The organism is Providencia sp. 6390 (genome assembly GCF_058148425.1).
On sequence record NZ_JBYVYL010000001.1, the window covers coordinates 47,728 to 69,485 of the forward strand.

A 21,758-nucleotide genomic window follows, 5' to 3' on the forward strand; every position below is an offset into this window, starting at 1 on the left:
AAAGAGAATCTATCGATATGGCCAAATCACCCGCGAAAAAACCAACCAAAGGCTTTGAAGAAACCCTGTGGGATACCGCTAATCAACTGCGTGGTAGCGTTGAATCGTCCGAATATAAACATGTGGTGCTTAGTTTGGTGTTCCTGAAATTTATCAGTGATAAATTCGAAGCCAAACGCAGCCAATTAATCAAAAATGGTCAGGAATCCTTTGTTGATATGGATGTTTTCTATCAACAAGATAACGTTTTCTTTTTACCGCAACAGTCTCGTTGGTCTTATGTCCAAGAGCGTGCGAAGCAAGACGATATTGCAGTCATTATTGATACCGCATTATCCACCATCGAAAAAAGCAACGCATCACTGACGGGCGCTTTACCTGATAACTATTTTTCTCGCCAAGGGCTTGAGCCGAAAAGACTTGCGTCACTGATCGACAGTATTGAAAACATCAATACGCTTGCCACCGAATGTGGGGTGGGGGAAGAAGATCTGGTGGGGCGTGTTTACGAGTACTTTTTAGGGCGTTTTGCTGCCAGTGAAGGTAAGGGCGGCGGTGAGTTCTATACCCCGAAGTCGGTCGTAACACTGCTTGCTGAAATGCTCGAGCCCTATCAAGGCAAAGTGTATGACCCTTGCTGCGGCTCGGGCGGTATGTTTGTGCAATCGCTGAAGTTTGTGGAAAGCCACCAAGGGAAAAGTAAAGATATTGCGATTTATGGGCAGGAGCTGACCAGTACAACCTATAAACTGGCAAAAATGAACTTGGCGGTAAGGGGGCTTACGGGCAATTTAGGGGAGCGCCCAGCGGATACCTTTTTTGCCGACCAACACCCTGATCTGAAAGCCGATTTCATTATGGCGAATCCGCCGTTTAACTTAAAAGATTGGCGTAATGACGCTGAACTAACCAACGACCCGCGTTTTGCTGGTTTCCGTACTCCACCAACGGGCAACGCTAACTATGCGTGGATCTTGCATATGTTGTCTAAGCTCAGTGAAGACGGTGTTGCGGGGTTTGTGCTAGCTAATGGTTCGATGAGTTCGAATACCAGCGGTGAGGGCGAAATTCGCCAAAAACTGATTGAAGATGACCGTGTTGAGTGCATGATTGCCTTACCCAGTCAGCTATTCTTTACTACGCAAATCCCTGTTTGCCTGTGGTTTATCAGTAAAAGTAAACAAGCCAGCGCCAAATATGGCTATCGTGACCGCCAAGGGGAAACCTTGTTTATCGATGCGCGTAATTTTGGCACCATGATCAGCCGTACCCAAAAAGAGCTCACAGCGAAAGATATTGCCACTATTGCCGATACCTTCCACGCATGGCGCAGTAGTGAAAGTGAATTGAAACGCCGCGTAGTAGCCGAAGAAATTGGAATTAAGCAGTATCAAGATCAGGCGGGCTTCTGCAAAGTAGCCTCCCTTGACGATATCAAGGCCAACGATTTTGTGTTAACGCCGGGGCGCTATGTGGGCGCTGCGGAGGTCGAAGATGATGGTGTGGCCTTTGAAACCAAAATGCAGGAACTGACCCAAACCCTTTATCGCCAGATGGATGAAGCCGCAGAGCTGGATAAGGCTATTCGTAAAAATATGGAGGCGTTGGGTTATGGGGAGTGAGTGGAAAACAACTAAATTACTTGAACATTATGAGCTTCGTTCTGGTTTATCTAAACCTGCAAAGGACTTTGGGAGTGGGTATCCATTTTTGACGTTCAAAGATGTTTTTTATAATTATTTCACTCCTGATAAACTCGGTGATCTAGTACAGTCTAATGATAAAGAGCGTGAAAATTGTTCAGTTAAACGTGGTGATGTATTTTTAACGCGAACTAGCGAAACAATGCATGAACTAGGGATGAGCTCTGTAGCTCTTAAAGACTATGAAAACGCAACGTTCAATGGTTTTTGTAAACGTCTTCGTCCAACCCAGCAAAGTGAATTATTACCAGAATATGTAGGGTATTACCTGCGTAGTTCTATATTTAGACAAGCGATGCTAGCATTTTCAACTATGTCAACACGCGCAAGCCTCAATAATGAAATGATCGGTAGGCTTGAAATATCTTACCCACCCAAAATGGAACAGGTAAAGATCGCTACCATTTTGAAAAATATAGATGACAAAATCACTCTCAACCGCCAAATCAATCAAACCCTAGAGCAAATGGCGCAAACCTTATTTAAATCATGGTTTGTAGATTTTGAGCCTGTTATCGATAATGCACTAGATGCGGGTTTTTTTGAGCAAGATTTAGCTTTCTCTGATGAATTACTGCACCGCGTTGAAATGCGTAAAGCGGTGCGCGAAAGTGATAATTTTAAACCGTTACCAGAGAATATTCGTCAGTTATTTCCTGATGCATTTGAAGAATGTGCTGAGCCTGCATTAGGGCTCGGGGGATGGGTGCCTAAGGGGTGGATATATAAGGCTGCGGAAAATATTGCAAATGTATCGATAGGAAAAACCCCACCACGTAAAGAAAGTGAATGGTTTAGCGAACAAAAAGAAAGTAATATTACGTGGGTTTCTATTAGGGATATGGGGGAGTTTGGTTCGTATACAGGAAGTAGTCGCGAGTATTTAACTGCAGATGCAGTAAAAAAATTCAACATAAAACTAGTACCAAAAGGTTCTATTCTACTGAGCTTTAAATTAACTCTAGGTAGAGTAACTATTGCAAGTGAAGAACTTACAACTAATGAGGCGATAGCTCATTTTATTGAACCCAAGCATGATATTAGTGCTTCATATTTATATTGTTACCTAACCAGCTTTGATTTCAATTCATTGGGAAGCACATCTTCGATCGCAACTGCCGTAAATTCTAAAATTATTAAAAGTATGCCAATACTAGTGCCGACAAAAAGTATTTTGAATTGTTTCAAAACAAAGGTCGAGCCACTATTTAGAAAAATGAAATTAATAGATGATGAAATTGTTACACTAACCAAACTCCGCGAGACGCTTCTCCCTAAATTAATTTCCGGCGAACTATCCCTGAGCGATGTCAAAATAGACAACCCAGAAGAAACGCTCATCTAATTTATTCGACCGCTTCACACTTTTATTGTTGTGAGGCGGCTTTTGTTATCGAATCAATTAAACTATCTTAATTAAAACAACTCGATAAAAACTAATATCTAGAATAGAAGCCACTGACATGAGCCATATCTTTACTGAAGCCAAACTGGAACAGGCGATAATTGAACTGTTAGGACAACATGCAAACAATGCAGGTCAGTCTTGCTATCCGCATTATCTCGGCAACACTATCCCACGCAAAGACAACAGTGAAGTATTGATAGTGGATGACTTGCGTCAGTACCTTGCAAGGCAATATCAAGGGGATGGCATCACTGACGGTGAAATTAACTCCATCCTACAGCAGCTTCAAGCTTTGCCTGCCAGTGACCTCTATCAAAGCAACAAAACCTTCTGCCATTGGCTCAGTAACGGCTTTTTACTTAAGCGTGAAGACCGCAACCAAAAAGATCTGTATATCGAACTGATCGATACTCAAACTTTGCCTGACCAGCTGGCGAGGTTATTTGCAGGGGAAGACATCGCATCAGAAGCGGATAATAATCGCTATCGGTTAGTCAATCAGTTAGAAATAGAAGGCCAAGCGCGGAATGGTGGAGTACAACTGCGCATCCCTGATGCAATTTTATACGTCAATGGGTTACCGCTGGTGGTGTTTGAATTTAAATCGGCGGTGCGTGGGGAAGAGGCGAGTTTATTTGATGCATGGACACAGCTTTGCGTGCGTTATCGTCGCGATATTCCTAAACTGTTTGTTTATAACGCCTTGTGTATTCTCAGCGATGGCGTGAATAACAAAATGGGTAACCTGTTTGCCCCTTATGAATTCTACTATGCATGGCGCAAAGTCAACGGTAACGAATCAACGGAAAAACAAGGTATCAATGGCTTGTATACCTTAATTGAAGGGCTATTCCATCCAACGCGTTTATTGGATGTGCTGAAAAACTTTATTTTCATCCCGGATACTAGTAAGCACGAAGTGAAAGTGTGTTGCCGCTATCCGCAGTATTATGCGGCTCGTAAGCTGTATTACAACATCGAGAAAGAGCGTAAACAGATTAACGCAAGCGGTGAAAATATTGGCGGTAGTGGTAAAGGTGGCACCTACTTTGGTGCGACAGGTTGCGGTAAAAGCTACACCATGCAATTTTTAGCGCGCTTATTGATGAAAAGCGTCGATTTCGCTAGCCCGACCATTATTTTAATCACTGACCGTACCGATCTTGATGAGCAACTGGCAAAACAGTTTTGCAATGCAAAAGCTTTTATTGGCGATGAAATTATTGTGCCAGTTACCAGTCGTCAAGATTTACGCGATAAACTCGCAGGGCGTGCTAGTGGCGGGGTATTCCTCACCACGATTCATAAATTTACTGAAGACATTCAGCTACTTTCTGAGCGCAGTAATATTATCTGTATCTCGGATGAAGCTCACCGTAGCCAAATCAACCTCGACCAAAAAATCAGTATCAACCAAGAAGATGGTACGGTTAAAAAGACTTACGGTTTTGCTAAGTACTTGCATGATTCACTGCCTAATGCCACTTATGTCGGCTTTACGGGGACGCCTATCGACGCCACTTTAGATGTCTTCGGGGAAACTATCGATAGCTACACCATGACCGAATCAGTGAATGATGAGATCACTGTGCGTATTGTGTACGAAGGTCGTGCGGCGAAAATCGCTCTTGATAACAGCAAATTAGAAGAAATTGAACGTTACTATCAAGAATGTGAAGCCCAAGGCACTAGCGAATATCAGATAGAAGAAAGCAAAAAAGCCACGGCGAATATGAACTCTATTTTGGGTGATCCTGATCGTATCGATGCACTAGCGAAAGATTTTGCACAACATTATGAAAAACGGGTGGCAGAAGGCTCGACTATTAAAGGCAAAGCGATGGTGGTTTGCGCCAGCCGTGAAATTGCCTATGCGTTTTACCAAAGCCTGAAGTTACAACGGCCCGAGTGGTTTGAAGCGAAGCAGGCAATCGACGGTATTTTGCTAACCGAGCAAGATAAAAACGAATTGATGCGTTTACCAATGGTCAATATGGTGATGACTCGTGGGAAAGATGATCATGAGGCGATGTACAACTTACTGGGGACGAAAGACTACCGCAGAGAGTTAGATAAACAGTTTAAGAACCCGAAATCCAACTTCAAAATCGCCATCGTGGTGGATATGTGGCTGACAGGCTTTGATGTGCCTGAGCTGGATACCATCTATATCGACAAGCCGTTGCAAAAGCATAACCTTATTCAAACCATTTCCCGCGTGAATCGCCGTTTTGAAGGGAAAGAAAAGGGATTGGTTGTTGATTATATCGGTATTAAAAGCCGTATGAATATGGCGCTTGCCATGTATTCTAAGGCGGATAAGTCTAACTTTGAAGATGTGCAGCAATCCATCGTTGAGGTACGTAACCACCTTAATTTGCTTTCACAGGTATTCCATCAATTTGATAGTCGTGATTACTTTTCGGGTTCGCCAACGCTGCAATTAGACTGCCTTAATCGAGCGGCTGAGTTTATTCTGCAAACTAAGAAAACTGAATTGCGTTTTATGGGCTTAGTGAAGCGCTTGAAAGCGGCTTATGATGTATGTGTGGGCAGCGAAGATATCACCCAAGATGAACGTGAGCACATTCATTTTTATCTCGCGGTGCGCTCTATCGTTTATAAATTAACGAAAGGGGATGCACCCGATACAGCGCAGATGAACCAAAAGGTGCGCGAAATGATAGCCGAAGCCCTCAAAGCCGAAGGGGTAGAAGAGATTTTTACTCTGGGCGATGATAAAGCTGAGACCATCGATATTTTTGATGATGAATACATGGCACGTATCAATAAGATCAAGTTGCCGAATACCAAAATGCAGCTGCTGCAAAAGATGCTCCAAAAAGCCATTAGTGATTTCCAAAAGATCAACCAACTCCAAGGGATCAATTTCTCCAAGCGATTCCAAGCCTTAGTCGAGCAGTATAATCAACGCAAAGAGAATGATGTGCTCAATGGTGAAGAGTTCGACGATTTCACGGCACAAATGGCGGATATGATTTATGACATCAAGGCGGAAATGATGTCATTTGAGGATATTGGCATCGATATGGAAGAGAAAGCCTTTCTCGATATTTTGCAGCATATGTGCCAGAAATACGATTTTACCTACGATGACGACAAAATGCTGGCGCTGGCTAAGGATATGAAGCTGATTGTTGATGACAGCACACAATATCCTGACTGGAGCAACCGGGAAGATATTAAAGCGAAGCTAAAAGTTGACCTTATCCTGCTATTACACCGTTATGGTTTCCCACCAGTTGCTAATGATGAGGTGTATAAAAGTGTGCTGGAGCAAGCTGAGAACTTTAAGAAATATCAGTTGGTGTGATGGTTAATAGTTGAAATATAGTTGGTGACTCTAATTTACTGAACTAACACACCTTGATGGGAGGAATTGATGGCACAACCGTTTATTCATACCTCTGAGCTTTGCTGGTCACCTCAAGAGCTAGAAGCTATGGCCCGTGCTATTGAATCTTGCTTTGTGCAATACCAAATAAGAGGTGAGGTTGTCAGTTATGATGAAGGCGCAACATTTGCACTCTTTAGAATCGAACTGGGCAGAGGGATAAAAGCCTCTCAAGTGACAGCGTTAGTGCCAGAATTGTGTCGTTCCCTTAGTGTCATTGATATAAAAGTTATTGATTTTATTGCGGGTACACCTTATATCGGATTGCGAGTGACCAATACCTATCGTAGAGCGGTGCCTTTTGTTGAATGCTTTAATCAATGGTGCGGAAACAATGGGTTGTCTTCGCTTTCTATCATGTTAGGAGAAGATATTATAGGGGATCCAGTTGGCTGGGATCTCGCTCAAATGCCGCATTTACTTATTGCAGGCGTGACGCGTTCAGGCAAGTCAATGTTAATGCATTCCTTGATAATGAGCATTTTATACAGAAACTCGCCGGATAAAGTTCGCTTTGTGATGTTTGATACAAGCCAGCTTGAACTTAGTTTATACAACAATATACCCCACTTATTATTTCCTGTTGCCTCTGCTCCTGTTGAATCAATAAAGCCATTATCGTTTTTGCTCACTGAATTGCAGCGCCGTCAAAAATTACTTAGTGCGTTAAATCAGCGCAATTTGAGTGGTTACAATAGGGTAATTTCAAGTGCGAAAGAGTTAGGTAGGCCTATACCTGATCCTTTCTGGCGCCCTAATGAAAATTATAGCGAACATCCTTATTTAGGCAGTGAGCCTGAAATTGTTGTTTGTGTTGATGATTACATTCAACTTATTGGCGAGTATAAACAAATAGGGGAAATGTTAGTTCTATTGAGCCAGCAAGGTCATGTGGTTGGTATTCATCTAATTCTAACGACTCGCAGCCCTTTATCCACCAGTATTGGTTCACAGCTTCGAATTAATATCCCTACGCGTATTGCTCTTTCTGTATCATCTAGGGCTGACTCTAATTTAATCCTTGACCAGTATGGTGCAGAATCACTATTTGGTTTGGGGGATATGCTATTCGCATCACCGAGTTTATCTGAACCGACTAGGATCCAAGGTACTTATATGAGTGATTCAGACATCAGGGATACAGTCGATTATTGCAAACGATGGGGAAGCGCGAGTTATCTTAATTTTTATGGGGATGCCCAGAATGGAGATGTGGCAGAGGAAGAACTTGACCCATTATTTGATCAAGCAACTGAGTATGTTGTAGAAAAACAACGAGTTTCTATTTCAGGGATCCAGCGGCAGTTCCGGATCGGTTATAACAGAGCCGCAATGATTGTAGAGCAGTTAGAACTACAAGGCATAGTCAGTGAGCAAGACTACAATGGTAATCGTGAGGTATTAGCTCCACCGTATGAGTAGCTACTAATATCGATTATTGTATAGGTGGCCCTAAGGCCACCACAAATATCAATACTGACTACGCCCTAAACTACGACGCACAGGACTGTACTGCTTTGAGTATTCTTTTGCTAAATAACTTAATCGTTTCATGACTAATTGGTAATCGTCAGAAAATGATGCTGAAAGTTTATTTAAGCAATATCGGCAGTTTTCCGGGTAGTGTACTAATGTGCCTGTATCAAAAGAAGGATCAAATTCGAGCTGTAATGCATTGTACCAAGCTGTGGTGATCATGGTCCGTAAATTAGGCTCGAACAAATTGTAGTCCCCTAAATGGTAGTATGCGTCTTTATTGAAGACTAAAAATACATGGTAGTGAGGCTGTATTGCAGTTGCGATTTCTTTTACCCACATATAACGCATGTTGTTTTCAAAAGTACGTTTACCTTGAACCTCTTTACGGTGTTGATCGTGCTTAAGTTTAGCTTTTAAGGAATCAGTAAATCGGGATATAGGACTTCCTTCTAAATAAGGGAAACAGGTCGGCATATCGCCATTATCGATAACAGGCGGAAAGTGAAGGTCAACTCGTATTACAGTGATACGAGAGTATTTCTTTAAAGCATAATTTAATGTATCAGCAATGCATTCTAGATAAAATTCATTATATTCATTTTTAGACATGAGTATTCCCTAGGATAATATTGACTTACCCTTTAATATGATTAAAGTAATATTGGGATAACGCAAAGGAGCTGCGTTATCCCTTCTTGCATGATTTAGTTAATAAGGTTTAAAATGGTTTTAATTAAATTAGATATCGTCTCCTCGGTGGTTTTTTATGTAATGCATTCCCACTATGGTTTTTTATTATTTGTTTAGCTATGATAGATGGTATATATAATACCTATCCAACACGAAAACTATATTTAGAGTCGCACTGTAACTGAATTTAATATTAATTAGTTACTCTGGAGTTAGCCTTATTCGAAAATATCTTTATTCCAGTGGCGTTTTATAGTTGAAAGGCTAATGTTAAGCTTATTTGCTATCTCTCGTTGTTTATATCCTTTGCACTTCAGCTCGTAAATATAATCCTTATACTTACTTCCTGCTGGTCGACCTAATGACTTATTTTGGGATAACAAAATGTAATGTCGCCTGCTTAGTTTTAGTGCTTCATAGCATTCTTCTAAATCATTTAATAGATTCAGCACGTCTAGCAAGAAAAACTTCTGTTCAAATATATTCGTGATAGACTGATTAAGGATGATAACAGCCATACCAAGTTCATGGCATCGAGATAAAATCTGTGCAGCCTGCTGAGTATTATTTCCTATATCATAGAGACTCCTTGTTATTAAAGTGTCTTCTGGTGTTAAAATATGGTCAATATGCTCCATAAGTTGTGGTGGAGGAAGTTTCACATCAAGCAATGGTTGACGTTCAATGATGATATTATCCTTAACCTCAGGGCAAAACGTGACAATTTCCTGTGTGTATTGCTCAAGATTTGCTAAGGCATCACTGTCATCATGTCTTACTCGGATGTATGCATAATGGCTCATTTTATTCCCTTAGGTGTCAAAAAACGTATTAATGACCTGTTATAGCGGGTTTATGATTATGGTGTTTGAGCTTTTGTCTATTCTTCTGCTAGCATTGTTCCTATCAATAACTCCAATTAGAATGCATTGATGGTTTGTGTGATAAATGGGTATAAAAGCTTCATAGGTATGTTTTAACTGTACTTTGCTTTTCTTTATTGCTTCTTCAATGCCAAAGAAAACAATATCATTCATCGGTATGTTAATGATCCCATTAAAGTCAAAAACGTAATTTTTATACTCAGTATTTTTAATTAAAATTGTATTTGATAATCCACCTGCTTTATGTAGCTTATAGTGAACATGCCTATCGGTATAAATAAAGATAGCCTTCTTAATATTGGGTTCGCTAATGTAGTGCTCAAGTTCTTCTTGAATACTTATTTTTTCTTTGAGACCAACTTTAGGGCTTTTAAATGCATGAGGATAAGCATGTTGATCAATAATGACACCTTTTTCTATTATGTGCGTTTGCCATATATCTAAAAGATGTTCAGCTAAAGAAAATGTAGATGCTTTCCCTTGATAATTCATTGCAGATTTATCTGGGGAAAATAATTTACTTTCAAGCTCGTTAGTTAATTGAGTGTATTGGTTTATCTCTGAAATTAATGGGCAAGCACTCTTTAATATACTAGATATTAAAGATGAACGTGAAGTTTTATGCTTACAGCAGTACTCATCTATCTGTTTTAAACTATTTTCATTTTTTACAGTAATAGTTATCCGTTGAGACATGATAATTATCCTCTCTTAAGTTTTGTATAAATAATTTTTAACGTTATTGAATAGTCAATATTCGATAAATTAGGCCAGTTTTGGTTTTACTTCTTTAACTTCTTCACAATAATAAACATTCTCAATAAAACATTAATATCGTTAATGATAAAATAATGACTAGCTAAGTTGACTCTCGTTGAAGTAACCAATCGTTGATTTCGGATTCGATCCAACCAACAGATTGTTTCCCTAATTTTTTTTGTTTAGGAAACGTTGGATCATACCTTGGTGATGTTGGGTTTATCCAGTCGTATAGGGTTGACCGTGCGATCCCAATCCGTTGAATCACATATGGTAGTCGTAATATCTTGATCTTGGGTGAACTCATTGTATTTTCCACTCTTTTATTGAGGAGATATCTGAAGTGTGTTTAGTCTAATGGATATCAGAGAAAGTAAATATACAGCAAGCAAAATTTCTGCTATTTAAGTTAATTTATTATTTTGGAGTTTTTTAAGTGAATGATTATAAAATGTTTTTTGATGAGGCAAAACGACAGGTACATTTTAAGCAGAGGCAATTATTTGAAGAAATAGATAAAGGTTGGAGAGGATTAACAAAAAAATCGAAAGATGATGCAATTTGTATGTTAGTAACTCTAGAGCCTGACACAATCGGCTTAATGGGTGAGTTATATAGGGCTGGTTACATACTTCTAGATCATCGTGTAGAGGGTAAAGTCAGTGAACTATATGAACGCATTTTAAAATACCGGAGTAAATTCAAATTGCACGAAAGGTTGTGTTTAAGCAGAGATACCAAAATAATAAATATGCACACAGGAGTTAATGACTTTTTGCTAGACAGGATTTATTGGTCAAGTGTTAATTATAGATTAGCAATGCGTTTTAATAACAGTGACTTACCAGATCTGAAAATTATTGCTATCCGATCTTTATTGAAAAGTATTGAGATGCTAAGTGAGTGTTTTGGTTTGGGTCTCTTCAGTAATTATAGTAAGGAAGTAAATCGATTAAGCAAGCAAAGAACTGAAGCTGGCAGAAAAGGAGGAAAATTACGTAACAAATATATGGTTGATATACAACAGCGTGCATACATGTTGCTACTTGAACGCCAGCCTAGAGATGAAAAATGGAAAAAAAAGAGTATAGCAGTGAAAGCTATAGAGTTGGAATTGAGAAATTATATTCTGACGTTACAAAAAGAAGATGACTATGTAGGGCAAGAGTATGAGAATTTATATAGAACAATAATGGATTGGTCTAGAGAAGATAATAATTTGGTTAAAAAAGCAATGGAAAAGACGGTTAGAATGAAAAATAGTTAAAAAGATATTGAATTAGAATTTTCTAAATGGTTCCTGAAAAAATCAGGGGAGTGGACAGTATGTGTCGATAGGAAATGTGTGTCAAAAAGATTAAATATTGAACGGTTATGGAGTCTGACTAAAAATGACTATTGTATTCATTCCTTCACTTGTCGCATTGCTTGAGTCAAAAGAGAGCGAGGCTGGGTATGAATTAACTCAGAGTGAGGTTGAGTCGATCCGCGATAATGCTATTACTGTTGAGTTGCCATCAGACATTGTCGACGATATGGACAAAAGCCGTGGCTATCAGGATCTCAATGCGAGTAATGTCTGGAATGATTGGTTAATCTACAAGAAAACTAGATGATTGTGAAAACAGTGGAAGTACTACGAACTGAGTTTATCAAAATTACTTATGGGGTAGGTGGGGGAATACCGAACCCTATGTACTACTTTGATTTAAAAGTGAAATTTGTAGGTTTTTGCACTAATAAAACTAAACTATAGTTAAATTTCAACTGGTCATAAGCTTTGGTATTCTGTTTTGTAGCTAGCTTATTAATTTAATGAGAGTGATGTCTGCAATGAGCGAGGAGCAGACATTAGCTTCATATAAATCATAATAATGTGAAACCCAAAAGTAAGTTGTTTAAATGAGCTAACTTCATGTGGATAATTAAATCCCATTGCATAGCCTATCACATAAAGGATATTAATAGATTAATGATATAAATAATAAATCTAAATTTTAAACTTAGGTTGCCATGAGGGTATACATCTGGCAACCACAAGGTGATTAATATAAAACAAATGCGCAAATGGATATATCATTCAATTAGCTTGCTAGTCTCCTGTTTAGTTTCTCTTCAGAGTAAACTCTCCATTTTTTGTTAAGCTTTTTTTGGGTAAATTTATAAACTAAAGGTAATGTTGCTGGGGCCTTTTCGATAGCAGAGTTATAATCCAACATCAAAAGTAGAGCATCTGATTCCAAGTGTCCCCTTACTGAAATAGACTCAACCCTGTTAAATATTTCACTAATAGATGATGCTGCATTTTTATAAGAAAGTAATAAACCAAGTGCATCCGTTGAGATAACAAATATCATCAAAGCTATCATAGCCCGAGATAGTAATATTAAATTATTTGAATTGAATGAGGTGATTGCTGCACCAGTTACTATAAATATTGCAATTACAAGAATGGATAATAGCACCCACATAACCGTTGCACTAGTTTTCTGTAAGTAGCATGTCCAATATGAGGATTCTTCAATCATTTCAACTAACCGTTTATAGCTAGGCTTTTCTCGGGTCGAAAAATGGTCTTCTTCACGCCGTAATGTTTCTTTCGTAATAGCAACATTAAACTTATCACTAATGCGGAGATTTTGACCGGCAGACGGTATTGCATTTAGACCACTAATCAATAGTACTGCACGTCGAGCCTGATCACCTGCGGACCGATGCCGTTGTTGGGCTTGGCTTAAAAAGAACCATGTCAACAGACATATAAAACCAATTATAGCCAACCAAAACAATACGTCATTCTGACTACAGTAAACAGAAACTGCAGCAATAATAGATATTAAAAACTGTAGTACCATCATACGTATTTGTAAGCTTTCAGCTTTATTTGATTCAGCTCTTTGATAACTGAGTAGTCGATTAACCCCAAATTCGTTACCGACCTCACGTAATCTACTCTCAATGAAATCTTTTTTCCCATTCATATAACCAACGATATCATTTTCATGGGTTTGAGCTAAATTTTGCTTTAAAATAGCATATTCTTTCGAAAAATCATCATCGACAGTTAATTCATTTTTAAAGATAAGCATGTCTCTACCCCACTGACTGTGAGGCTCACAAATATGCACATGATATTTTTTTGAATCAGTACTATATTTTGTCAAAAAATATCTAGGAGTATCATCACATTTCTCACTTACTATGTAGCCTAATCGCTGCAATTCCATAACTACTTTTTCAACATCATCCCAGTCACAAATTGATATTAGGATGTCAATAATAGGTTTTCCACAAAGACCATTTACCGATGTTGAGCCAACGTGGTCAATGTAGCATGTTGAAAATTTGACGGCATTTTTTATTTTTTCAGCTTCTTCTAAAAATTGATTGGCCCAAGAAATATCATGTTCAGTAATTATAACTTTGTTCACCACCTACTCCATCTTCATTAAATTATAATTTATTGTTCTTACTATCCTTGAACAACACCGTCTCAGAATGCAAAGGAGTAGTCTCTGCTCGTATTACAAGCGACTACAACTGCATCCTACATTATATTATGTTCAACTTTTCAATCCCATAAAAGACTGATGATAGATAAAAATTCCGATGTGACGTCAGCTATGTGTTATTAAAGTACCAGCTCAAATTTGAGCTGGTACAAATAAACTACCCAACTAGCGATATTCCCCTTATCCCACCTTCAATAATACTTCCCCTATCAGCCGATTCAATAAAATCAGCCCACCATTGCATCATAGGGCGTCTTTGCTCTAAGTAATCACTGCGGTTATAGGCGCGTCTAACTTCGTTTTTATCAACGTGGGCGAGGGCGGCTTCGATAACATCAGGTGCGAAGCCTTGCTCATTGAGAGCTGTGCTGGCAATTGATCGAAGACCGTGAGAAACCAGTACACCTCCGAATCCGGCACGTTTTAATGCAGCATTGACGGTTTGGCTATTCATAGGCTGGGTAGGCTTGATTCGGCTCGAAAAGATAAACTCACGATTACCACTGAGTGGTTTCATTAGCTCTAGAATAGCCAAAGCAGCGTCAGATAACGGAACTGTGTGCTCACGGTTCATTTTCATTCTAACAGCAGGTATCTTCCATTCCTTAGTCTCAAAGTTGATTTCATCCCAACGGGCTTCAGCGGCTTCAGCAGGGCGCGAGATGGTGAGTAGCTGCCACATGAACAGGCATCGAGTCGATAGGCTAATATTAGCTGTACGCATTGTCTGCATGAGCTTTGGTAGCTGATCAGGAGGAATACTTGGCATATTCTTTTTCTTAGGTTTTTCAAAAGCTTTGCCAATATTGATACTCGGTACGGCATCAATTAAGCCAGTATTTTGAGCATAGATCATCACTTCGTTGATTCGCTGACAAAGGCGACGAGCAGTTTCTAATGCACCTCTAGCTTGAACCGGCTGTATCGCTTGAACCAATATATGCGCTTTGATATCGGTAACGCTGATATCACCAATAGCCGGAAACACATCTCGTTCAAGTGAGCGCCAAATATCGTTACCATAATCTTCTGTTACGGTGGACTTCTTCACTTCCCACCAACGTTCAGCGACAAGTTGAAAGGTATTGGTTTTAGCCTCTTGAGAGTTTCTTATTTGATCTTTCTGATATTCTTGAGGGTCAATATCTTTCGCCAGTAATGAGCGAGATTCTGCTCTAAGTTTTCTAGCATCTGAAAGTGTGACAGCAGGGTAGGCCCCAAAACTTTGTTTGGTCCTTTGTTTTGTATACGGGCGGTAGTAACGGAATTGCCATAACTTGCTTCCGCTAGATTTGATTAGCAATGTGAGTCCATCACCATCATACAGCTGATAGTCCTTGTCCTGCGGTTTAGCTGCTTTGATTTCGGTATCGGTTAATGGCTTAGTTTTTCTTGCCATAAAAAATCTCCATGCGTTTAGGCCCAACAAAGATGTTAGTTCTTTTCGTTGGGCCTATCAATGGGCCTAAAGGAATTAGCTTGGGTGAGATAAAATAGGACAGTGTAGGACATAAAAAAGCCCGCAACTCATTGAGTTAGCGGGCTTTTCAGTCTTCTTTGGACGTCCTTAGAAGATAATTTGGTGGAGCTGGCGGGAGTTGAACCCGCATCTGGAATTGTTTAACCTATTGTTATATAAATGATTATTCTATAAATATTACCCTGCGCATGATTTGCGGCTTAACCGTAGTCCTAGCAGTGGCTATTTAGTGTCTATTCTCTTTAAAATCGAGGTGTTACCGTCGTACTCTTTTAAGTATGCTCCGTAGTGCCTAAATAGCATTTCAGGGCCTTTATGTCCCATCTGTGAAGCCAGCCAAAATAGGTTAACGCCGTTACTAATATGCTTAATCGCAAATGTGTGTCGCGTTTGGTACGGGTTTCTATATCGTACACCAGCTTTCTTTAATGTTGGTACCCATGCTTTTTTTCGAATTGAATCTGCACCAGCCCATGCTTTATTTGTTTTTGGATCTTCGAAAATGGTTTCATTTTTTAAAAAAGTAAATGACTTTTGATTGTTAAGTGCAGTCATGGCATCTTCGTTCAATTCCACGATCCGCGTTCCTGCTTTTGTTTTTGTACCTTTAATGACTCCAACAACACTAGCTGCTTGTACATGAGCAGTCCTGCCTATGAAATCAATATCGCCCCAGCTAAGCGCACATAATTCAGAACTACGTAGCCCGGTATTAATTGCAAACTGGAATAAATTTTTCCATTGGTTATATCTTACTGCGCTATATATGGCAGTTACTTCCTCTGGCGTTAAAGGATCCACAATGTAGTCACTATCTGATGGACTACTTTTAGATTGATATCTTGATGCTGTTACCATATTTGCAGGATTGGATGTAATTAAACCATCGGTTACAGCTTCATCTAATGCACTACGTAAAAATGACAGCTGGTTTCTAATTGTCTTTAATGATGTTTTTTGTTTTTGGATCCATGTTTTTAATATGCCGGGCGTCAAATCTACCACTGATAAATCATGCAGTGTAGAAAGGGCACTTTTACATTTTTTATAGCCACCAATTGTGGAAGGGGATAAACCTCTGGTTTCACAAATATCTAAATATTCGTCCAGATATTCATTTATATTTCTTCCTTTATGTTTATTTCCAAATATTTTTAATTTTGATGATTTAGGAAAATACTCAACATAAGAAAAAATACCTTTTTCAATTTTGTTATATATTTCCCCTAATAAGCGTTCTGCATATTTTATATTTTTAGGGTTAACTTCAAGGTTAGATAGGGGCTCTCTACAGTGAACCCCTTTAAATGTAAATGAAATATTGATTGTTTCCCCTGATTTATGTTTTCGGATCATTACTCCGCGAGGGAGGATTTGTTTTGTCTGGCCCATTTATTGACTTCCTTTATATCAATCCAGCGTTCTTTTACGCCTTCAATTTTCAATACGTGAACTCCCTCATGCCAGACTAGCCTTTGTAACCGCTTATTGATTGCATCTGTTGTCTCGCCAAATAACTCGCAGTACTTTGAAATTGGCAAGCATTCAACTGAAAGGCTTGTATTCATAATTATCTCCACATCTGCCGCATACAGATTTAAAAATTAAATAATATTGCTATCAGGTTTAATTAAATTTTTAAATTTCATTTTATTTTTACTCCATTACTAGTTAGTGCGTCTTGACACTTGGCAATACCTTCACTTATTCCATTGAAGTAATATTTTGTTTTGGTATCTCCACCTATAGATGCATTGCATTTCTTGGGTAATTCAATTTCCAAACTTTCACGTGATTCTTGCCAGCTAATCCACATTAAATCAATGTCACGATCAGCGTAATTTAATCCGTTATTAGCTGTTTCGAATTTATTATTTTTTTCTGCATCATCCATGTGAAACTTAATAAACTCTTCAAATTGCCGCCTTGATTTATCCATCACTCCACCTTTTAAATTTATCAGTTTTTATTAAGAGATTTCCCCATTTTTCAAGAAAACAACATCGCCAACTAAGAAATCGTCATCAAATAATGCGCTCTTGGCGTGCTGTGTTGCAGTTATGTTTACTGGGTAGTTTTTGTATTTACCATCTTCATCAATAACAATAGTGGAGTACTCAATCCCATCGATTATCACAGGCTCATTGAAGTCGATTGTTTGAATATACCCACCAACATACTCTTGGAGCTCGGCTAGCATGAACTCGTTACCGAATTCAGGTGTAATTATTGTTGTGCTATTATTTGCATGTAAAATAATTGCCATTATTCATTCCTCTTATTGCATCCATGCGAGTTAAATCATTAACCAATTTCAATATGGCTTGGTAGCCTAATGAAATGACCAAAATCAGCATCTGAATTACTCAGTACGTCAGTGAATGTTTTTGTATAAACTGACAATCCAGATTCATTAAAATTAGATGCCGCCTTTTTATTATCTTTATCGTAAAGATGCAGCGTATCTTCTCCGCAAGCGTAAAAGCCAATGCGACTGGACGGGCATTCATCAAATACTTTCTGAACCTTTTTAATCCATGCCAGTTCTTTTTTGGTTAGTTTTGCCATAGTTAACGCACCTCACAAAATAATTCTGTAAACTGAATTAACTGTTTGTATATAGCCATCAGTTAAATAAGTATCGATATTGATAACTCGTGATGTTTGAATAGGATCACCATCTTGAAAGCGTTTTTTCTTATCTGAATAAATGTCACCCCAAGCGCATTCACCACGGATTGTGCTTAATCTTATATCTGCATCGAATTTAGGTATCGTTCCTGTTAGCTGGTTATAGCGATAAATAAACATTGCTCTTGCTTGTATAGGTGACAATGGGCTAACTGTAATTAAATCAGTTGCCGGAATACCGTCTAAAATTGGCCAGTAGTTATCACCGTCAACTTCTAAATCTCGACGTTCTGTTGCTAACATTGTTAAATCAGCATAATGCACAATATCACTTAAATTGGCTGGTAAGTTCCATTTGTCAGTTATTACCAGTTGTACTCTGCGCTCAATTTCCTTGTATTCTGTTAACAGCGCTTTCAATGGGCTAGGCAAGTCTTTGCAATAGGCTTCCGATGCATCGTGCAGTAATGCTTCCAGAGCATATTCAGGCGGTACAATTTGACTCACATAAACGGAATGTTGGGCAACAGAATAGAATTGGCTAATTTGCCCGGCAAAGCGACATTCATTAGATAAGCCCTGAGCAATATCATTAATATCGATATCATCCGCACTGATATTGATAAAATTAAAATGCTTTCCTGTAAAAGTTGAAATATAAGACATATTCAAATCTCCACACTATTTATTATTTAAATGACAAAAATGTATCAATGGCTTTAATTGCCACTTTATTATTTGTATATCTATTAATTCCCCATTGAATAGCGAAGCAAGCCCACAAATAATGATGAGAGTAGTCTTTGCATATTAAATCCCAAGTTTCCTCAAAGGGAGAATAATCAAAGCCGCCATTTGAAATATTTTGTATTGCCTCAATCATTGACCACTCTTCATCACTGTTTCTAAGCAGATCTTTTAATTCGCTTTTGTGATGCTCGTATTCGAGTTGATACTGTTTAATTTCTTCTGGTGTTGAGCCATCATTAGATGTCAATTCGTTTTCTTTAACCCAATCATTAAAAAGTCCTTTAAGGCACTTTTCAGTTTCTTCCTGTGAATATTCTTTAGCTATATCTCTGCCGCCACCCGCGCCATGTTGCAATTTTTCAGCCCAATATCCAGCATTGATATTGTCACCGTTAAAAAATTCGAACATATCGTGAAGCCGACTAAATACCCAAGTACCCATATCACCAGAAAAAACCAAATAACCGGGGTACGTAACTAAGTCAAAATGATAGGCACTTGTTTTAGGTTTTTTGAACCTGACATGCCGATATAAGCCATCTTCGTGAATAATGAACATTTGGTGATCTTTGGTTTCACTCTGAAAATGTCTTTTTGAATTATCATAATTAGACATGATTAGTACTCCGTAGCTAATGGCGCCACTAGTTTAGTGGCGCATAAATTAATTAAGCTGAAAAATTCCCAATGAACGTTTCGATCTGAGAGCCTTCAAATTTAGAAGCAAGTAGATCACGAAATTCCTGAGCCATTTGTTCTTCTAAATTTTCAAGTTGAACAATACGAAGAACTAATGCTGGCGTATCGTGTGAAGTTAAAATGCTATAGCGCAATTTAATTGCGCGTTCTTGCAATTCTTCATAGGGAGTACATTTGAACTCAAAAGCAGCTGGCATAATGTCTTTGCTTTTTGCTTCGACGTTTTCCATAATTGATTTCTTAGCCGAAAAATCGCTATCTTCATGATCGGATGAACGGCTTGATTCAATAGTAATTCGACGAACAGCACCAATAGCTTGCTTAATATCGAGAGAATTACCTTCAGCGTCGAAAGCTAATAGGAAATCGCGCCAATCTTCCAACCATTCAGCAAGCTCTTTTTGTCCTTGTCTACGTCCATTAACGGATAGAACAGCAGAAAAAGGGGATGTTTTTTTCAGGCCAATTACAGCAGAGTTATCTGCGTGACCAGGAGCTGCAATAGTACCGAGGTTAAAGATGGTTTTTGCACTCATATCTTCAGCATCGATAAAACAACGAACACCATCAGCATCAGAATAACCAATACTATATTTAACAAAATCGCTAATGCTGGTGGTTCTTAATGAGCCACGAAAGCGGTAACGATTATTTTGATACTTTTCAAGATTTACAATTTCAAGCCCATCAGGTTTAGCAACAGCAGGGCAATGCAGATTTTCTACAACATCTAAACGAACACCGGAAATAGTTAGATCTTTAATTTGTGAAATGGCATCACCGTTTAATTGAGACATAAAAGCTCCTACTTATTTAATAAAGTATTTTTAAAGATTGAGTTTTAAATAAAAAAGAAATTAATTAACTTGTTTTAATTTACCGTCAGGTTCGCCTTTAATTGAAAAAAGCTGCCCCTGATCTTCTTGCATAATCGAAAGCTTGCCACCTTTATTTACGTACATTGGCGTTTCAGTAGTATCCTCTTCCGAACGTTTTCCCTTTGGTGTTGGTGCAGTAAACTTAAGTTTATGTTGGATTAATACTCGCTTCTCCTCGATTGAATTATTCATTCGAGAGATATCCATTTCGATAATAACTTTTCCTTTCCCTGCGTGATTTATAACACCTAGTGCAACATCATTTAATACAGCGGCAACTTTATTTTCAAATATCCCTGCATCTAACTCACCTAAAAATTCAGGTATATTTGTTTTTCTATCTTCACTCATGAGTAGATCCTCATAATTAGGTTATTACTCCACAAATAAGACCGCTAATAATAATTAAAACATATTACCTAGTATGGACTGATTAAATATCAGCGGTCTTATATGTGATGTAAAAAGGGTGGCTACTGAATAGAACATTATCATCAACCTCGTAGCGTGGAAGATTCAGGTCGCCACCAAAAATATCAATAACTACTTACTAGCACTGGCATTATTTCTTTCAGCTAAAATACGTTGATAAATTTCTTCACGATGTACTGATACATTTTCAGGGGCAGCGATACCAATCCGCACTTGGTTTCCTTTGACCCCTAAGATTTTTATTTTAATATCATCACCGATCATTACTTCTTCACTGACTCGGCGGGTTAAAATAAGCATTCCCATACTAAACACTCCACACAGTTAATAAGGTTGCCTGAACTAACTTATCCACATCAGGCGGCTGTGGTATTCTTGGAAGCCCTACACAACCAAGAGAAATTTTTATGAGCAACTTAAAAGGTGTTGTCGTTCATATTGAACATCGTATCGGTTGGATTGCTATCCGTGATGAAATCGGCGAAATAACCATTGCTGAACTTATTGGTGGTTATGACGTCGAAAAAGGAAACATCATCACAGGCAATCTACACTCCGAAGGTGGTGAAACCTTTTACAATCTATCTACAGATGAAGAGCTTGATGTTTACGTTGAATACATTCACCTTACTGAGGCTCAGTCTATTCGAGCTATTCAAAAGTGTGGTCGATAAATCGACGAAACATAGCGCAATCATTCAGCGTCCAATTACATTGTTCGGCGGAGATGATTTTCTCCGCGGGAATGTCTGGATTTAGATCGCGCAATGTACGACCTCTTTTCGCTGCCTCTTCAAGTCGCTCAACCTTATTAAGTAATACCTGTTTAAGGTCTAGGCACTTGCATTTACCATTATCAGAATTGCACATACCTAAGCACCCCACATATTTGAAATTTAGTATCTGTTTTGCTGATGCAATAATACTAGGCATAGCCTAATTATAAGTCAATAGGCTATGCCTAATATTTTTGATATAATTAGACCATATTTATTTTTCTATTTAATAATCAAGTGGATGGAGTTTTAGGTACTGCCT

The 21,758-nt window shown here is 38.5% G+C and carries 23 protein-coding genes and 1 pseudogene; 7 read left to right on the forward strand and 17 right to left on the reverse strand.

Going from position 1 to position 21,758, the window contains the following annotated elements:
* Nucleotides 1–17 precede the first annotated feature (17 nt).
* The 4 genes from AC3Z9T_RS00235 (at nt 18) to AC3Z9T_RS00250 (ending at nt 7,948) form a co-directional block, all read left to right on the forward strand.
* Entirely contained in the window at nt 18–1,622 is a 1,605-nt protein-coding gene (locus tag AC3Z9T_RS00235) for a type I restriction-modification system subunit M (RefSeq protein ID WP_490124247.1), read from the forward strand.
* A complete protein-coding gene (locus AC3Z9T_RS00240; protein WP_490124248.1) occupies nt 1,612–3,048 on the forward strand; it encodes a restriction endonuclease subunit S in 1,437 nt (478 codons plus the stop codon). Before AC3Z9T_RS00235 ends, AC3Z9T_RS00240 begins: the two co-directional genes overlap by 11 nt.
* A gap of 118 nt (nt 3,049–3,166) precedes the next feature.
* Complete coding sequence (locus tag AC3Z9T_RS00245; RefSeq protein ID WP_490124249.1) at nt 3,167–6,445, forward strand: type I restriction endonuclease subunit R; 3,279 nt, start codon at nt 3,167–3,169, stop codon at nt 6,443–6,445.
* Between the two features lie 69 nt (nt 6,446–6,514).
* Complete coding sequence (locus tag AC3Z9T_RS00250; protein WP_490124250.1) at nt 6,515–7,948, forward strand: DNA translocase FtsK; 1,434 nt, start codon at nt 6,515–6,517, stop codon at nt 7,946–7,948.
* A 48-nt stretch (nt 7,949–7,996) separates the two neighbouring features.
* On the opposite strand, the gene AC3Z9T_RS00255 is transcribed toward AC3Z9T_RS00250, so the two are convergent.
* The 4 genes from AC3Z9T_RS00255 to AC3Z9T_RS00270 all read right to left on the reverse strand — a co-directional run bounded on the left by AC3Z9T_RS00255 (nt 7,997) and on the right by AC3Z9T_RS00270 (nt 10,645).
* Complete coding sequence (locus AC3Z9T_RS00255; protein ID WP_490124251.1) at nt 7,997–8,614, reverse strand: inovirus Gp2 family protein; 618 nt, start codon at nt 8,612–8,614, stop codon at nt 7,997–7,999.
* Nucleotides 8,615–8,913: 299 nt separating this feature from the next.
* The gene (locus AC3Z9T_RS00260) at nt 8,914–9,498 is read right to left on the reverse strand and encodes a resolvase (RefSeq protein ID WP_490124252.1); all 585 of its coding nucleotides are present in this window, start codon (nt 9,496–9,498) and stop codon (nt 8,914–8,916) included.
* A gap of 39 nt (nt 9,499–9,537) precedes the next feature.
* Nucleotides 9,538–10,275 (reverse strand): hypothetical protein, encoded by a 738-nt coding sequence (locus tag AC3Z9T_RS00265; RefSeq protein WP_490124253.1) that lies wholly within the window; start codon nt 10,273–10,275, stop codon nt 9,538–9,540.
* A gap of 163 nt (nt 10,276–10,438) precedes the next feature.
* The gene (locus tag AC3Z9T_RS00270; RefSeq protein WP_195569419.1) at nt 10,439–10,645 is read right to left on the reverse strand and encodes a helix-turn-helix transcriptional regulator; all 207 of its coding nucleotides are present in this window, start codon (nt 10,643–10,645) and stop codon (nt 10,439–10,441) included.
* 129 nt (nt 10,646–10,774) lie between these two features.
* On the opposite strand from AC3Z9T_RS00270, the gene AC3Z9T_RS00275 reads away from it, so the two are divergent.
* Both AC3Z9T_RS00275 and AC3Z9T_RS00280 read left to right on the forward strand, forming a co-directional pair.
* A complete protein-coding gene (locus tag AC3Z9T_RS00275; RefSeq protein ID WP_490124254.1) occupies nt 10,775–11,605 on the forward strand; it encodes a hypothetical protein in 831 nt (276 codons plus the stop codon).
* A 124-nt stretch (nt 11,606–11,729) separates the two neighbouring features.
* The gene (locus tag AC3Z9T_RS00280) at nt 11,730–11,954 is read left to right on the forward strand and encodes a hypothetical protein (protein WP_310989533.1); all 225 of its coding nucleotides are present in this window, start codon (nt 11,730–11,732) and stop codon (nt 11,952–11,954) included.
* 468 nt (nt 11,955–12,422) lie between these two features.
* Here AC3Z9T_RS00280 and AC3Z9T_RS00285 read toward each other — a convergent pair whose 3' ends face one another.
* From AC3Z9T_RS00285 to csrA, 12 genes and pseudogenes are all read right to left on the reverse strand, one after another.
* Nucleotides 12,423–13,769, reverse strand: coding sequence for a GrpB family protein (locus tag AC3Z9T_RS00285; protein WP_490124255.1), 1,347 nt, complete (start codon nt 13,767–13,769; stop codon nt 12,423–12,425).
* A gap of 238 nt (nt 13,770–14,007) precedes the next feature.
* The gene (locus AC3Z9T_RS00290) at nt 14,008–15,249 is read right to left on the reverse strand and encodes an integrase (RefSeq protein WP_490124256.1); all 1,242 of its coding nucleotides are present in this window, start codon (nt 15,247–15,249) and stop codon (nt 14,008–14,010) included.
* A gap of 303 nt (nt 15,250–15,552) precedes the next feature.
* Nucleotides 15,553–16,722 (reverse strand): Arm DNA-binding domain-containing protein, encoded by a 1,170-nt coding sequence (locus tag AC3Z9T_RS00295; protein ID WP_490124257.1) that lies wholly within the window; start codon nt 16,720–16,722, stop codon nt 15,553–15,555.
* Nucleotides 16,686–16,898 (reverse strand): excisionase, encoded by a 213-nt coding sequence (locus tag AC3Z9T_RS00300; RefSeq protein ID WP_125892353.1) that lies wholly within the window; start codon nt 16,896–16,898, stop codon nt 16,686–16,688. Before AC3Z9T_RS00300 ends, AC3Z9T_RS00295 begins: the two co-directional genes overlap by 37 nt.
* Nucleotides 16,899–16,975: 77 nt before the next feature.
* Nucleotides 16,976–17,269, reverse strand: a complete 294-nt coding sequence (locus tag AC3Z9T_RS00305; protein WP_490124258.1) for a phiTE_015 family protein — start codon at nt 17,267–17,269, stop codon at nt 16,976–16,978.
* A 30-nt stretch (nt 17,270–17,299) separates the two neighbouring features.
* Entirely contained in the window at nt 17,300–17,596 is a 297-nt protein-coding gene (locus AC3Z9T_RS00310; protein WP_283027181.1) for a DUF3846 domain-containing protein, read from the reverse strand.
* Between the two features lie 38 nt (nt 17,597–17,634).
* Nucleotides 17,635–17,898: a hypothetical protein gene (locus tag AC3Z9T_RS00315; protein ID WP_336432419.1), complete on the reverse strand. Its 264-nt coding sequence runs from the start codon at nt 17,896–17,898 to the stop codon at nt 17,635–17,637.
* A 213-nt stretch (nt 17,899–18,111) separates the two neighbouring features.
* Nucleotides 18,112–18,627, reverse strand: a pseudogene (locus AC3Z9T_RS00320) (YfbR-like 5'-deoxynucleotidase); the annotation flags it as partial.
* Between the two features lie 22 nt (nt 18,628–18,649).
* Nucleotides 18,650–19,327: a hypothetical protein gene (locus AC3Z9T_RS00325; RefSeq protein ID WP_490124259.1), complete on the reverse strand. Its 678-nt coding sequence runs from the start codon at nt 19,325–19,327 to the stop codon at nt 18,650–18,652.
* 52 nt (nt 19,328–19,379) lie between these two features.
* A complete protein-coding gene (locus tag AC3Z9T_RS00330; RefSeq protein WP_490124260.1) occupies nt 19,380–20,207 on the reverse strand; it encodes a YfdQ family protein in 828 nt (275 codons plus the stop codon).
* Between the two features lie 60 nt (nt 20,208–20,267).
* Nucleotides 20,268–20,639: a YfdP family phage-associated protein gene (locus AC3Z9T_RS00335; RefSeq protein ID WP_102137758.1), complete on the reverse strand. Its 372-nt coding sequence runs from the start codon at nt 20,637–20,639 to the stop codon at nt 20,268–20,270.
* 192 nt (nt 20,640–20,831) lie between these two features.
* Nucleotides 20,832–21,020: a carbon storage regulator CsrA gene (gene csrA / locus AC3Z9T_RS00340; protein WP_490125114.1), complete on the reverse strand. Its 189-nt coding sequence runs from the start codon at nt 21,018–21,020 to the stop codon at nt 20,832–20,834.
* Nucleotides 21,021–21,127: 107 nt separating this feature from the next.
* On the opposite strand from csrA, the gene AC3Z9T_RS00345 reads away from it, so the two are divergent.
* Nucleotides 21,128–21,394, forward strand: a complete 267-nt coding sequence (locus AC3Z9T_RS00345) for a hypothetical protein (protein ID WP_490124261.1) — start codon at nt 21,128–21,130, stop codon at nt 21,392–21,394.
* On the opposite strand, the gene AC3Z9T_RS00350 is transcribed toward AC3Z9T_RS00345, so the two are convergent.
* Nucleotides 21,372–21,590 (reverse strand): hypothetical protein, encoded by a 219-nt coding sequence (locus tag AC3Z9T_RS00350; protein WP_490124262.1) that lies wholly within the window; start codon nt 21,588–21,590, stop codon nt 21,372–21,374. The two genes, AC3Z9T_RS00345 and AC3Z9T_RS00350, sit on opposite strands and share 23 nt — an antisense overlap.
* Nucleotides 21,591–21,758 lie beyond the last annotated feature (168 nt).

Excerpts from the sequence above, each read along its gene's own strand:
- AC3Z9T_RS00235 (WP_490124247.1), top strand. The coding sequence starts at position 18 with ATGGCCAAATCACCCGCGAAAAAACCAACCAAAGGCTTTGAAGAAACC.
- AC3Z9T_RS00240 (WP_490124248.1), top strand. The coding sequence starts at position 1,612 with ATGGGGAGTGAGTGGAAAACAACTAAATTACTTGAACATTATGAGCTT.
- AC3Z9T_RS00245 (WP_490124249.1), top strand. The coding sequence starts at position 3,167 with ATGAGCCATATCTTTACTGAAGCCAAACTGGAACAGGCGATAATTGAA.
- AC3Z9T_RS00250 (WP_490124250.1), top strand. The coding sequence starts at position 6,515 with ATGGCACAACCGTTTATTCATACCTCTGAGCTTTGCTGGTCACCTCAA.
- AC3Z9T_RS00255 (WP_490124251.1), bottom strand. The coding sequence starts at position 8,614 with ATGTCTAAAAATGAATATAATGAATTTTATCTAGAATGCATTGCTGAT.
- AC3Z9T_RS00260 (WP_490124252.1), bottom strand. The coding sequence starts at position 9,498 with ATGAGCCATTATGCATACATCCGAGTAAGACATGATGACAGTGATGCC.
- AC3Z9T_RS00265 (WP_490124253.1), bottom strand. The coding sequence starts at position 10,275 with ATGTCTCAACGGATAACTATTACTGTAAAAAATGAAAATAGTTTAAAA.
- AC3Z9T_RS00270 (WP_195569419.1), bottom strand. The coding sequence starts at position 10,645 with ATGAGTTCACCCAAGATCAAGATATTACGACTACCATATGTGATTCAA.
- AC3Z9T_RS00280 (WP_310989533.1), top strand. The coding sequence starts at position 11,730 with ATGACTATTGTATTCATTCCTTCACTTGTCGCATTGCTTGAGTCAAAA.
- AC3Z9T_RS00290 (WP_490124256.1), bottom strand. The coding sequence starts at position 15,249 with ATGGCAAGAAAAACTAAGCCATTAACCGATACCGAAATCAAAGCAGCT.
- AC3Z9T_RS00295 (WP_490124257.1), bottom strand. The coding sequence starts at position 16,722 with ATGGGCCAGACAAAACAAATCCTCCCTCGCGGAGTAATGATCCGAAAA.
- AC3Z9T_RS00300 (WP_125892353.1), bottom strand. The coding sequence starts at position 16,898 with ATGAATACAAGCCTTTCAGTTGAATGCTTGCCAATTTCAAAGTACTGC.
- AC3Z9T_RS00305 (WP_490124258.1), bottom strand. The coding sequence starts at position 17,269 with ATGGATAAATCAAGGCGGCAATTTGAAGAGTTTATTAAGTTTCACATG.
- AC3Z9T_RS00310 (WP_283027181.1), bottom strand. The coding sequence starts at position 17,596 with ATGGCAATTATTTTACATGCAAATAATAGCACAACAATAATTACACCT.
- AC3Z9T_RS00315 (WP_336432419.1), bottom strand. The coding sequence starts at position 17,898 with ATGGCAAAACTAACCAAAAAAGAACTGGCATGGATTAAAAAGGTTCAG.
- AC3Z9T_RS00325 (WP_490124259.1), bottom strand. The coding sequence starts at position 19,327 with ATGTCTAATTATGATAATTCAAAAAGACATTTTCAGAGTGAAACCAAA.
- AC3Z9T_RS00330 (WP_490124260.1), bottom strand. The coding sequence starts at position 20,207 with ATGTCTCAATTAAACGGTGATGCCATTTCACAAATTAAAGATCTAACT.
- AC3Z9T_RS00335 (WP_102137758.1), bottom strand. The coding sequence starts at position 20,639 with ATGAGTGAAGATAGAAAAACAAATATACCTGAATTTTTAGGTGAGTTA.
- csrA (WP_490125114.1), bottom strand. The coding sequence starts at position 21,020 with ATGCTTATTTTAACCCGCCGAGTCAGTGAAGAAGTAATGATCGGTGAT.
- AC3Z9T_RS00345 (WP_490124261.1), top strand. The coding sequence starts at position 21,128 with ATGAGCAACTTAAAAGGTGTTGTCGTTCATATTGAACATCGTATCGGT.
- AC3Z9T_RS00350 (WP_490124262.1), bottom strand. The coding sequence starts at position 21,590 with ATGTGCAATTCTGATAATGGTAAATGCAAGTGCCTAGACCTTAAACAG.